At 63.0% G+C, this 12989-nt stretch carries 4 protein-coding genes and 4 pseudogenes; 1 reads left to right on the top strand and 7 read right to left on the bottom strand.

Annotated elements, in window-relative coordinates:
• From BQ7477_RS08480 to BQ7477_RS12465, 4 genes and pseudogenes are all read right to left on the bottom strand, one after another.
• The coding region (locus BQ7477_RS08480; RefSeq protein WP_073983599.1) for an aspartate kinase at positions 1-1014 on the bottom strand (1014 nt) is incomplete at its 3' end.
• 266 nt (positions 1015-1280) lie between these two features.
• Positions 1281-1496: pseudogene (locus BQ7477_RS08475) on the bottom strand (ATP-binding protein); the annotation flags it as partial.
• Positions 1495-2112 (bottom strand): annotated as a pseudogene (locus BQ7477_RS08470) (response regulator transcription factor); the annotation flags it as partial. The pseudogenes BQ7477_RS08475 and BQ7477_RS08470, both read right to left, overlap by 2 nt.
• Positions 2113-2908: 796 nt before the next feature.
• Positions 2909-3076 (bottom strand): annotated as a pseudogene (locus BQ7477_RS12465) (DNA-binding response regulator); the annotation flags it as partial.
• A 427-nt stretch (positions 3077-3503) separates the two neighbouring features.
• Here BQ7477_RS12465 and BQ7477_RS11885 point away from each other — a divergent pair.
• Positions 3504-4538, top strand: a complete 1035-nt coding sequence (locus tag BQ7477_RS11885) for a hypothetical protein (RefSeq protein ID WP_073983597.1) — start codon at positions 3504-3506, stop codon at positions 4536-4538.
• A 596-nt stretch (positions 4539-5134) separates the two neighbouring features.
• Here the strand turns inward: BQ7477_RS11885 and recR are convergent.
• From recR to BQ7477_RS08435, 3 genes and pseudogenes are all read right to left on the bottom strand, one after another.
• Positions 5135-5728, bottom strand: coding sequence for a recombination mediator RecR (gene recR / locus BQ7477_RS08445; protein WP_073983595.1), 594 nt, complete (start codon positions 5726-5728; stop codon positions 5135-5137).
• A 198-nt stretch (positions 5729-5926) separates the two neighbouring features.
• A pseudogene (gene dnaX, locus BQ7477_RS08440) lies at positions 5927-6580 on the bottom strand (DNA polymerase III subunit gamma/tau); the annotation flags it as partial.
• 207 nt (positions 6581-6787) lie between these two features.
• Positions 6788-12706, bottom strand: a complete 5919-nt coding sequence (locus BQ7477_RS08435; RefSeq protein ID WP_073983594.1) for an SdrD B-like domain-containing protein — start codon at positions 12704-12706, stop codon at positions 6788-6790.
• Between the last annotated feature and the right edge of the window lie 283 nt (positions 12707-12989).

Genomic DNA, 12989 nt, shown 5'->3' with positions numbered 1-12989 from the left:
GGCTTTTTGCGCGTCACCGTCGGGCAGGGTGAACGTGATGTTGGCCTTCGTGGGGTCGGAGATCGGCAGGTTCTGGACGATCATGTCGATGTTGGCACCGACCTCGGCGACGACAGCAAAGACTCGGGCGGCGACGCCGGGACTGTTCGGCACGCCGGTGACGGTGATCTTGTCCTGGGAGCGGTCGTGAGCGATACCGGAGATGACGGGCTTTTCCATGGCGTTTTCCTCTGGGGACTTCAAGGCGGCGTCGGGCACGAGGCCCTTGAGTTCGGGGTTTGCGGGGGAGTCAGAGATCCAGGTGCCGTTCTTTTCGGAGAACGAGGAGCGCACGTGCAGGGGAACCCCGTAGCGGCGGGCGAATTCGACGGCCCGCAGGTGGAGGATCTTGGCGCCGTGCGCGGCCATTTCCAGTGTCTCTTCCTGGGTGAGGGTGCGCAGGCGATGGGCCTTAGGGACGATGCGCGGGTCGGCGGAGAAGAGGCCGTCGACGTCCGTGTAGATTTCGCACACGTCGGCGTGGAGGGCGGCAGCCAGGGCGACGGCGGTCGTGTCGGAGCCGCCGCGGCCGAGGGTGGTCACGTCGTCGTCTTTGGAGATGCCCTGGAATCCGGCGACGATGGCGACCTGGCCATCCTTGACGGCGCGGGCGACGCGCTCGGGGACCATGCCGATGATTTGGGCGGCACCAAAGTGATTGTCGGTCTTGATGCCGGCTTGGGCCCCCGTGTACGCGCGGGCTTCGACGCCGAGTTCGTTGACGGCCATGGCCAGCAGGGCCATGGAGATGCGTTCGCCCGCGGACAGGAGGATGTCCATCTCGCGCTCGGGCGGGTTGTCGGTGAGTGCTGCGGCCGAGTCGAGGAGGTCGTCAGTCGTGTCGCCCATCGCTGATACGACGACGACGACGCGATGTCCCGCGTTGTGCGTGTCCACGATGCGCTGGGCGACGCGCTTCATGGCCTCGGTGTCGGCCACGGAAGAACCGCCGTATTTTTGCACGATCAGTGCCACTGGACCCTCATTTCTGTCTGTACGTGCTGGTCTGCACGCATTCGGGCAGCATACGCCACCGTGTCAATCCTACGGCGCTGGCGCGATCACGCTGGGAACTTCCGGTATATGAACGGCTGATCTGGGGTGACATTGAACGCGCGACTGCGAGCAGGCCCACACAACGCGCGAGGCCGGGACCAGTGAAGCGACCCAAGCCTGGTGACGCCCGAACTCAGCGGTCGAGGCCGTGGCATAGGAAACGGCACAAGAGCGCCCGCGCCTCATCACGCCGCCGGCAGCATCACCTCGATAACAGTCCCCTTCTCACTGTCAACTAGCCGCACCGACCCGCCCATCGCGCGAGCCAGCGACTCGACGATCGACATGCCCAGTCCCGAGGACCCGTGCCCGTCGCGCGTTCGCGAGGAGTCGCCCCGCACGAAACGGTCAAACACGCGATCGCGAATCGCCGGCGGGATGCCGGGCCCGTCGTCAGCNGTAGAGTTCGACGACGTTGACTTGGCCGCCAAAATCGTAGCTCCACACGGCGTCGAGGATCTTCTGCTTAGATAAAACGATTCCAACGTTTTCCATGAGATACCGGAGCAATTCGAACTCTGTGTTCGTTAACGTAATATCTTCGTTGCCACGCCGCACGTCATGGGACTTCAGGTCGAGAGTCAAATCAGCGACCGTGAGCACGCTCGAGGCCGCCTGCTGGGTGCGTCCCGCTCGGCGCAGGAGCGCCTCGACGCGGGCGGCGACTTCGTCCAGGTCGAAGGGTTTGGTGACGTAGTCGTCGGCTCCCGCTCGCAGGCCCTGCACGCGATCGGCGACCGCGTCGCGGGCGGTGAGGAAGAGGACGGGCAGTTCGGGGTCGCGGGCGCGCAGGCGTTCCAGCGTCTCGAGGCCGTCCATGCGCGGCATCTGCACGTCGAGGATGACGACGTCCGGGTGGAAGCTCGCGGCCTTGGCGAGCGCGTCGAGTCCGTCCGTCGCCGTGTTCGTCTCCCAGCCTTCGTGGCGTAGGGCCTGCGAGAGCAGGTCCGCCAGCATTGCCTCGTCGTCGACGACGAGCACGCGGGGCGCGCCGCCGCTCGCTTGGGTCGCCATCATGGCCTCCTCACCTGTCGGGGCGTTGCCCTTCCGATTGTGTCACACGTGCGTCACCGCGAGAGGGTCACGAGGCCGTCTGGGGGTGTTCGGTTTCTGCTGGTCTGGGGGCACCGTGTTGGCTAATCATCTAACAGGAGAACTCATGGCCCCGGAAGAGATACTCAACAAGGGGATCACGTGGGCGCAACCCTGGTTGAGCGCACCACCCGCTACCTGATTATCGTGGCTCTGCCCCTGGGACGTAAAGCCGACCAGGTCCGGCGAGCTCACCCGCCGCATCCAGGGCCTGCTCGACCAAGCGATGCGCACACCGACCTGGGACCAAGGCCGGGAAATTGACACCCCCCAAATTTGTTCTAATCTCACCAACGAGACAATCCCTCGTAGCACGAGCATTGTTCAACGTTCACTGTTTGGGAGAGTTGCTATGCACTATTTCTCACGGAAATTACCCTACGCGAAGAGCATTTCACAGACGCACGTGTCGCGAAGCAAGCGCTGGGTTGCCGCCGCCTTGTGCGCGGGCCTCGTGGCCACCGCATCCGGTGTGGGATACTGGTCGAACTACGTGTACCTGTCCGACCTGACCGCCATGGATGCATGGAACCGCTACATGGACCTCGTCAGAGACGGGAAATACGACGAGGCCCTAGCCTACTCCCCGGTTCCCTTCGCCGATTCGACACGCCAACCCTCGTCGGCATTCCTCACAGATGCTGCACACGCACACACGCCCAGCTCCGTCACATTCCAAGGAGAAGTCTCTCAAAACCCGACGAATAGGAGCACGGATATATGGATCGAAGGAGCTATTCAATNTGGCGAGCGCGTCGAGTCCGTCCGTCGCCGTGTTCGTCTCCCAGCCTTCGTGGCGTAGGGCCTGCGAGAGCAGGTCCGCCAGCATTGCCTCGTCGTCGACGACGAGCACGCGGGGCGCGCCGCCGCTCGCTTGGGTCGCCATCATGGCCTCCTCACCTGTCGGGGCGTTGCCCTTCCGATTGTGTCACACGTGCGTCACCGCGAGAGGGTCACGAGGCCGTCTGGGGGTGTTCGGTTTCTGCTGGTCTGGGGGCACCGTGTTGGCTAATCATCTAACAGGAGAACTCATGGCCCCGGAAGAGATACTCAACAAGGGGATCACGTGGGCGCAACCCTGGTTGAGCGCACCACCCGCTACCTGATTATCGTGGCTCTGCCCCTGGGACGTAAAGCCGACCAGGTCCGGCGAGCTCACCCGCCGCATCCAGGGCCTGCTCGACCAAGCGATGCGCACACCGACCTGGGACCAAGGCCGGGAAATTGACACCCCCCAAATTTGTTCTAATCTCACCAACGAGACAATCCCTCGTAGCACGAGCATTGTTCAACGTTCACTGTTTGGGAGAGTTGCTATGCACTATTTCTCACGGAAATTACCCTACGCGAAGAGCATTTCACAGACGCACGTGTCGCGAAGCAAGCGCTGGGTTGCCGCCGCCTTGTGCGCGGGCCTCGTGGCCACCGCATCCGGTGTGGGATACTGGTCGAACTACGTGTACCTGTCCGACCTGACCGCCATGGATGCATGGAACCGCTACATGGACCTCGTCAGAGACGGGAAATACGACGAGGCCCTAGCCTACTCCCCGGTTCCCTTCGCCGATTCGACACGCCAACCCTCGTCGGCATTCCTCACAGATGCTGCACACGCACACACGCCCAGCTCCGTCACATTCCAAGGAGAAGTCTCTCAAAACCCGACGAATAGGAGCACGGATATATGGATCGAAGGAGCTATTCAATTTGATGATGGAACCACCACCCAATTTCCTTCAAGTTCTCGCGTAGAGAAATTAGATAGACGCAACGGCCAGCTCGGCATGTGGAAGATCGACCTCTTTGCATCCGGGTTATCCATTGACCACATCAATACGGACGGTCTCCGTAGCATTCGCGTAGGCGACATCTTGATCAGCGACCCGCAGGGCTCCTACTACCTCTTCCCCGGCAGCTACCGCATCGAGGCAGTCCCCCGGAATCCAGACTATTGGACGATTCAATACGAGATTCCCCTGAATGACGGCACAGGAGAACTGCGAACCCATACTACAGTCCCACCTTTCACGATCATTCCCAGCGACAAACTTACCGACTGGATCCGGAAGGAAAGCGAAGCATTCGCAGCATCTTGCCGCACCGGCACACCGGATCCAGCCAGGGAAGGACGCTGCGGAGCCCTTGCATACAGTACGGCAGCGTTGGACCTAACAAACGAGACACTGCTCATTGGATCACTACACGGCACCTCATTTTGGCTGAGTGTGCCAACGGGACCAACCGACCCGGCGGCCGACAGTCTTCCTACGCCCTCCGACACCTTCACCTGCACCATCGACTTCGCTTACGACGGTGCACAACCGACGTTGGAGTGCACTCTGGACAAATGATTGATGGCTGTGGGGTTAGGCTTGTGTTGTTGACACTTCGTTAAGCGGGCGCGCGTTCCTGCGGCCAGTGAGGCACCTGTGATGAGAACTCGTCGTCGTTTGACACCGGAGTATCGTCGTGATGTGGCGAGTCTGGTGTTGGATACAGGGTCTTTGATCGCGTCTGTGGCGCGGGATTGAGGGCTGGGTGAATCGGTGGTGGGCCGGTGGGTCACACTCGAGCGCGAGCGGCGTCAAGCCGCGCGTGAGGGGCGTCCTAATCCACGCGAACTGGAAGCCGCAAACACGGCGCCCAGTCGGCGGGTGCGCGAGCTGGAGAAGGAGAACGAGTTCTTGGGAAAAGCCCGCGCCTTCTTCGCCTCCGTGCACCACAACACCAGCGCTGTGAGCTGATGGACGCGCAGAACGCGTACCTTCACCACCCGCGGCCGGGTCTACACCGGGGTCACCACCTGGATCGAAGACTTCTACAACCGCCGCCGCATCCACACCAGCCTCGGCGGCAAATCCACCATCGAATACGAACGACACCTAGCGGCCTGGACAACAGGCCGTATCAACAAACCGTCAGCAACTTGCGCACAACCCCAGGGTGCCTAGAGGCGGCGGCGGCCCTCGAGCGCGCGCCCCAGCGTCACCGAGTCCGCGTACTCCAGGTCACCGCCCATGGGCAGGCCCATGGCCAGGCGCGAGGTCTCGACCCCCATCGTGGAGAGCATGCGCGCCAGGTACGCGGCCGTCGCTTCGCCCTCGACGTTCGGGTTGGTCGCCAGGATGACCTCAGTGACCGTGCCATCCGCGAGGCGGCTCATGAGCGAAGCAATGTTCAGCTGGTCCGGCCCCACCCCGTGGATCGGGTCGATGACGCCGCCGAGCACGTGGTAACGCCCCCGGAACACGCGCGCGCCCTCAATCGCCTGAATGTCCTTGGGCTCCTGGACCACGCAAATCGCGCTGGGGTCGCGGCGCACATCGCGGCAGATCGAGCATTCGTCCTCTTCCGTGAGGTTGCCGCAGATGACGCAGTGACGCACGCGCCCACGCACGGCGTTAATCGCGTCGACGAGGCGCGCGACCTCGTCGGGCTCCGCATCCAGGACGTGCATCGCCATGCGCTGCGCGGACTTCGGGCCGATACCCGGCAACTGTCCGAACTGGTCGATGAGGTCGGCCAGAGCGCCTTCGTACATGTCAGTATCCTCCCTCGGTCATCTTCTCTTCGATGACGCGTCCGCCGAGAATCTCCAGGACCGCTGCCAAGCCGATCGTCTGCGAGTTGTCGATGTTGTCGTCGTCGATGCTGGCGCTGTCGTCGTCGGCCGCGTGGGTTCGGGGTGCGGCTACCGCCCGCTCACGTTGCTTCTTCTCACGCAGTGCGGCCTCCGCNGGGTGTCGCGCACCGAACCGCCGCCCGCGCGCATGACGAGCGTGAGCACGCCGTCGCCAACATTGACGTGTTCCTCGGCGCACAGGGTCGTCAGATAGGGTCCTAGCACGTCCGGCGGCACCAGGCGGAACGGATAGTGGTGGGTACGTGAGCGGATCGTGCCGATGACGCGCTCGGGTTCCGTCGTCGCAAAGACGAACTTGACGTGCTCGGGCGGCTCCTCGACGAGTTTGAGCAGCGCGTTGAAGCCCTGGTTCGTGACCATGTGGGCCTCGTCGATGATGAAGATCTTGTATCGGTCACGCACGGGCGCGAAAGTGGCGCGCTCGCGCAGGTCGCGTGCGTCGTCGACGCCGCCGTGCGAGGCCGCGTCGATCTCGACGACGTCGAGCGAACCCGGGCCGCCGGTGGCCAGCTCGCGACAGGACTCGCACTGACCGCACGGGGTGTCCGTGGGGCCCTGCGCGCAGTTCAGGCAGCGCGCGAGGATGCGCGCCGACGTGGTCTTTCCACAGCCGCGCGGCCCCGAGAACAGGTACGCGTGCGTCACGCGATTCGCGCGCAGCGCCGCCTTGAGCGGCTCCGTCACGTGCTCCTGGCCGATCACCTGGTCGAAGGTGTCGGGGCGATACCGGCGATACAGTGCTGTGGTCACCCTCCAAGCCTAGTTGCTCCCACCCTCATCTGCGTCCCACGCCGCGCGTTCCACAGCGTCGCGCGGAGGGTGCGTGGCCGTGCTCGGAGGCGCCTCACTGACGAGGCCGGGACCGGGTATGTGCGCAGGGGGCGCGGGACCTGTTGGTCTCGCGCCCCCTGAGGGGTGGGGTTCGCCCCCGCGTGGGGGGTGTGCCCTGCGTGCCTGTCAGGCATCCTCGCGTTCGCGGCGGCGCTTCGCGCCGATGGCCAGGGCGCCGGCGATGGCCGCCAGGGCCGCCATGCCACCGATGATGGTGGCGTCCGTGCCGGTGCGTGCCAGGCCTCGGTTGGTGAGCACCTGGTGCGCCTGGGCGGGCGTGGGGGCGGGGATGAGGGTGAGCGGGAAGTCCGCGTCCACGTATTCCTCGCCTTCACCCACGCGCACGCTCATCGAGGTGGTCGCGGCCGCATAGCCGGACGGGGCCTCGATGGTGACGGTGTAGGTGCCCGGGATCAGGCCTGTGAAACGGTAGTTGCCATTGGCGTCGGTGGTGGTGCGAGCCACCTGCGCACCGTCAGCGTCGGTGAGGATCACGCTCACGCCTCCGATGCCGGGTTCGCCGTCGTCGCTACCGTTGGCGTTGACGTCATCCCACACGCGCTCACCGATCGTTGCGGGGGCAACCAGGCCGAAGTTCACCCCCTCAACCGACGCGTCCGAGATGATCACGGTGGCCCAGGTGGCGCCCTTACCGGCGTACGCCTGGGTGGGCACCAGCGACGCCAGCGGACTTTGCGCAGCGTCAACAATACTGACGCGATAGGCGCCCCTGCCGAGGTCGACGAACCGGTAAGCTCCGGAGGCGTCAGTCACCGCCGTCACGGGAACACCATCGTCGCCCAGGACGGGCGAACCATCCTCGTTCAACAGTGCGACTGTGATCCCCGTGAAGCGCTCCTCAGAGCCGGCGGTGGAGTACGAGCCATCCGAGTCGCGGTAGATCGTGCCACCAATGTTGAACCCTCCCCGAAACGATGCCGAGGCCTCGTTATTCGTCGGGTCATCGCCAACCTGATCCTGGTGGGTGATTCGAGCGACGTTGGTGACGAGCGCACCCGCACCATCACCGGTGATCGTCACCGCGATCGCCAGGGTCTTTACCTCACTGGTCTCGATTACCTGGTCCGACAGGTTCCATACGCCCGACGTCGCGTCATACGATCCGTCTCCGGAGGCCCCAACAAAGGACACACCGGAGGGGAGATGATCGAGCACGGTGACGCCGGTCGCCACACCCGGTCCGTTGTTCGTCAAGGTCAGGGTGTAAGTGACCTGCTTGCCGGGGGTGAACTCGAAGGTGTCTTGTTCAGCCTCGCTCGGGTCTGTGATTGTCTTCGCGATCGCAGTGTCTGCCGGACTCGTGAACGCCCAATCCTGCGAATTGTTCGACATATCGACGGGCGTCAGCGTCACATTCGACGTCAGGGACAGTTCCTGTCCCCGCGCTGCTGTCAGATCACCGGAGGGGGCGTGGGTCTGCGCAGTGCACGTCGGGCACGCGCCTGCCACGGAATCCTCCTCAACGATGATCGTGTAATCGCCGGGGGCCAGGTCCTTGAACGAGTAGTGACCGTGGGAATCCGTGAGAGTCGTCGCCGTCTTGTCCACACCCGTAGGCGTCTTGTACGTCAGCGTGAGTGTCACACCGTCCAGGGGTCTGTCAGGTCCCGACGGGGACGCACCACCACTGTTATTGACGTCCCAGTACAGGGTGCCGCCAATCGCGCCGTCGGCAATCAATCCGAGGTCAACCGTCGTGTCGCGTTGCCCTTGTGTAAGCGCGACGTCGCTGCTCAGTCCGTTGGAATCTGTCGCAGCATCGGTTCCCGCGTGGGTCACCGTCGGTGAGTATCCGGCTGGTGCCGTGAAGATGACCTTGTCATGGTCCTCGCCTGCAGCCGCGAACATGCGATCGGGGTTAGGCAGGAGGTCCGTGAAGGAGTACTTGCCGTTCGCGTCGGTCGTAACGGGTTCAACGGTGTTTCCACTGGCATCGAGGACCGGTTGACCGTCAGCATCCACGAGGGACACCTCGACTCCCGCGACTCCGGCCTCGTCCGCGTCCTGGATTCCATTCCTGTTCGCGTCAAACCATACGTAGTCTCCGAGGGATGCGGGTTTCACGAAACCGAAGTCGACCATCGTCTCGGTGGGCGCAGCTGGCGTCAACGTGATCGGGTTGGGAATCAGGAGCGTGCCCTGGCCAGCCTGAGCGCGCGACGCGGAGGAGTCGTAGGCGAGCGTGAGGGTGTAGTCCGCCAGGTTCACCTGCGTGCCATCGCGCGTCGCGAGGGAGGGGACGACCTCGACCTTGTAGGAGCCCATCGGCAGGCGGTTAAAGACGTAACTGCCGTCGGCGGTCGACTTCGTTGTGATGTCAGTGCCCGACGCATCCTTCACAGGGTGCCCGTCGGCGTCCAGCAGGCGCACGTTCACGCCGTCAAGGGGCACGCCCGGACCACCGGTGTCGTAGTACCAGGTGGCGTCGGCGTCGTTGAAGATGGTGCCGGAGATCGAACCGCCGACCGTGAAGGTAGCGCTGGCGGTGTTGTTAGCAGTGTCGGAATCGACCTGATCAAAGTCGCCCAGCGAGACCGTGTTCATGACGGTTCGACCCTCGGCACCGTCGGCTACCCGAACGAGCATGTACATCGTCATCGTTGCCCCGACGTTGAGGTTCACGTTGAGTTGCCCCGAGGGTATGGCGTTCCATTCAGAGTTGAACTCGTCGTAGGAGGCGTCGGTGTAGACCGGACCCGTGCATGGGTTCGTGGCACCGTCCTGGCAGATACGAGTTTCGGAGGAAACGTACTCTACAGAGTCGTCCATAGCGTCGGTGATGGTGATGCCCGACGCGACGGAGGGGCCGCTATTGGCCAGGCTCACCCGATAGAGCATGTAGTCACCGGGCATGATCAGATCGGTTGATTCGTCCGCTTCGATGATGCCGTTTGCATCGCGAACGGGTTGGTCACCGTTCATCTTGGCGCGCACTACGGACTTGCTCACGGCGACGTCGGTGGAGACATTAATGCCAACCTTGGGGGCCTCGTTGGGTTGCAGGTAGGACACTCTATTGTTTTCGAGGGAGCCTGCTGCCAGGGCGACCGAGTTCCAGGCGATGAGGTTCGCGTTGACCGGTGATGTCATGGTTGCCACGAACTGGATCGTCTCGCCGATTTCAATATCGCGATTCATGACGATACGGAAACCGGTGATGGTGGACAGGTCGGAGGGCGCTCCGCCCCACGCATTGCGCGTGCAACCGACGGGGGAATCGTTCATTGAACCGCCGGCGGCCATGACTTCGCCGCGGCAGGGATTGGGAACGGTTGAATATTCCACCGTAATGTCCGAAGCGGGCACAGTGGTCGTCACGGGGGCTTGCCCGGGGGCGTGTTTGACGGACTGGAAGGACCAGTTGGTTGAGTTGAGGTTCGGCTTCCACGAGGAGCCGCGCGCCTGCCCGGCGGCGGGGCCAACACCCACGTCCCCCTTGTAGGGAAGGATGTCGTAGGCGACGACGTTCGTCAGCGCAGTGTTACCGGTATTGCTGATCGTGAATCGGTATGCGCCGTCGCCACCCGGGTCGATCTGGGCAATTTGACCGGCGGGGACGAAGTCGTCGTCCTTGTTGCCTTTAGCTTCCTTTGTGATGGTCATTCCGGGGGTGGCGGACACGTTGAACTGCGTGGAGGAGTTGCACACGTAGTCTTCGGTCGAACCGTTGCGGTTGACGTCATTGGTGTCACGTGCCCGACTGCCTTGGCAGTATGCGGCGTTGCGCAGGCTCGTGTCCTGCGTGGTGGACTTCGCACCGTCGCCGGGCATGAAAGCGGCGGCGTCGTTGCTGTTACTACCCGCTGGCGTGGTCGACAGGACAGTGGCTGTCAGGTGGACGTACAGGTTTCCTTCGACTGCGTCGGGTGCTGCAATACTCACCAGGGTGCGACCGGTGCCGTTGTAGTTCTTCGAGATGGTGGTATTGAGCTTGGTCAGGTCGTAGGGGGTGCCGTCGGGATTTTTCAGCGTCGAGTTCTTCAAGACTGATACGGTCGTTGTGTCATCCACGTCGAACCCGAGGGGCAGCAGGTCGGTCATCGTCACGGGCGTGGGGACGCCTCCGGCGCTCTTGGGACGCACGTACGCACTGAGGGCGAACATAGCGGGTTTGCCGATGACGACGGGGTCGGTGCCCAGGGATCCAACTATCTGAATGCTGGGGAAGTCGTTGCGCACGCGCATCCACGAGCACAGATTGTCGTTGGTGTAGATGACGGCGCCACTATCGATGTCGGTCGCGGTGCCGCTCGCGCAGTTCTGGTAGCGCACGTAGTCCGTGGATGCCACGTAGTTGTAGTACTGTTCGGGCGGGGCGGCTGGGTTGTAGTGGTTGGTGAAGTCTGCGGGTTCTTGGTTCGGCAAGGACGTGGGGATCGTCCCGTAGAAGAAGATCGTCGGGTTGGTTTGTGGCAGTGCGTCCGTGTCGATCGTGAAGCGGGTGATCCACTCGCCGTCGGGGAGCGTGAGGGGCGACGAGGCCGTGTAGGTAACGCTGTCGTGGTTGCCCTTGTTGGTCCAGTACTCCAGGGTCCAACCTCCGTTGTCCTCATATCCGGAGGTGGAGTGGATTTGGAAGCGGTAGGGGCTGACCATTGTCGGGGTGTCGCAGGCGCCGCCCGAGGCCTTGGCATCCTGGGTGGACCACGTGCAGGGGGGCGTGTCGTCCCAGCGGAAGTGCAGGGGCGTGTTGCCCGAGTTTGTGGCGCCCAGTCGCCACTGCGCGGAGTTGCCTCGGGTTTGGTACTGCCAGTCGTTGCCGTACTTGATCATGGATCCGGCGGGTCTGCGCGCGGAGAAGCCGTGGGTGATGTCGGAGCTCTTCGTGACGACAGTCGAGGGGTCGTTTTGCACTTGCGCGGTGATTGTGGCTTCGTTGGTGACTGTGTCGGAGGTGGTGACGGCTCCGACGGGGTATTTGACGGTGATTGTTGAGGTGATGGGGTTTTGCCACGCCCAGTCCTCGTACGTCCAGGTCACGGTGTGCGTGGCGGCATCGTAGTGGCCGCCGTTGGTCGCGGAGACGAAGACGGCGTTTGCGGGCAGGGGATCGCTGACTGTGATGTTGTGGGCTTGGACGAAGCCTAGGCCGTTGAGGTTCGCGGATTTTCGTGCGGATCCGTTCCATCGGATACCGACCTTGTTGGGGTCACTCTGGTCGATTTGCTGGTACCCGTAGTAGAGCTTGTAGGTGGCGAGGCCTCCGACGGCGGGGTAATCCTGGGGTTGTGTCGGTCCGCTTTTGTTGATTGCCACGTCGAGGCTTGCAGTCCATGTCGTGGTGAGGGATTGTTCAACGGGTTGGGCGTTGGTCGCGGAGAAAACGACTCGCGTGGTAGTGGTGGAGTTGTTTGGTGCGTCGTTGCCGAGGTAGCTCCACGGTACTTGGATTCGGTCGGATGTTCCGGCGGGAATCGGATCCTTGAGCGTGAACAGGATGCGTTGCATGCGCGGGGTGCCGGCGACTATGTCGTTTCGTGTTGTCACGACGGAGCTACCGGCGACGGGGTATGCCTGGTAGAAGTTGTCGCTCAGCTGTTCGCCTGCGGGGGTGAGTGGGGCGGGGAGCCACACCTCGATGGTTCCGCCTTCGCAGGGGGTTGAGACGGAGGAGCATGAGTAGTTGATGGTGGTCGTCTGTTGGTCTCGGATCGGCAGGGTGGCGGTGTCGTTGGCGACGGACATTGCGAGGGTGGCGGTGTCGTTGATGGCGCGGGTGCGGCGCGTGCGTGGTTGGTCCTCGGGGGTGGCTTCGGGGGGTGTGGGCGCGCTTTCGGTGTCGTTGTCGGTCGGGTCCTCCGTTGATGCTTGGTTGTCTTGTGCGGGTTCGGTGACCGCGTCGGTTTCGGACGAGGCTTGGGCTTCTTCCTGGGATGAGGTGACCTGGGTTGATTGTGCGGTTTCCTCGGCTGCGTTGGCCTGCGCTCCGAGTGGGGACAGCGACGTGACCAGGAGCGACAGGGCTGCCAGTGCGCTGGCCGCGGCGACGATGGCGCGGGTTCGGAGGGGACGCAGTCGAGGCATCAATTTCTCTTTCAACTAGCGGAGAGCGGATCTGAGTCTCACCCTAGTGAGCTTGTTGAACGAGTTCCAAGCCTGACAGTTATCACCTTCACCACGATGTAACCATGTGTTTCAATGCGGATTCAATCGTTACAGTTACACCATAACTTCTCTGAACAGTCGGTCGGTAACGACAGCCGCCCACGCTCGCGCATGCGGTCGATTATGGCGCACACCATCATGACTCACGACTCCAATAATGACCAGCCGCACCACCAGAGACTTCACCAGCCGAAGACCAGCG

It is taken from the genome of Actinomyces bouchesdurhonensis (genome assembly GCF_900128465.1).
Taxonomy (GTDB): Bacteria; Actinomycetota; Actinomycetes; order Actinomycetales; family Actinomycetaceae; genus Pauljensenia; species Pauljensenia bouchesdurhonensis.
This window is presented reverse-complemented; position numbering and strand designations above follow the sequence as displayed.

What these genes read in the sequence shown, in the direction of transcription:
- BQ7477_RS11885 (WP_073983597.1), top strand. Translation starts at nt 3,504, where the DNA reads ATGCACTATTTCTCACGGAAATTACCCTACGCGAAGAGCATTTCACAG.
- recR (WP_073983595.1), bottom strand. Translation starts at nt 5,728, where the DNA reads ATGTACGAAGGCGCTCTGGCCGACCTCATCGACCAGTTCGGACAGTTG.
- BQ7477_RS08435 (WP_073983594.1), bottom strand. Translation starts at nt 12,706, where the DNA reads ATGCCTCGACTGCGTCCCCTCCGAACCCGCGCCATCGTCGCCGCGGCC.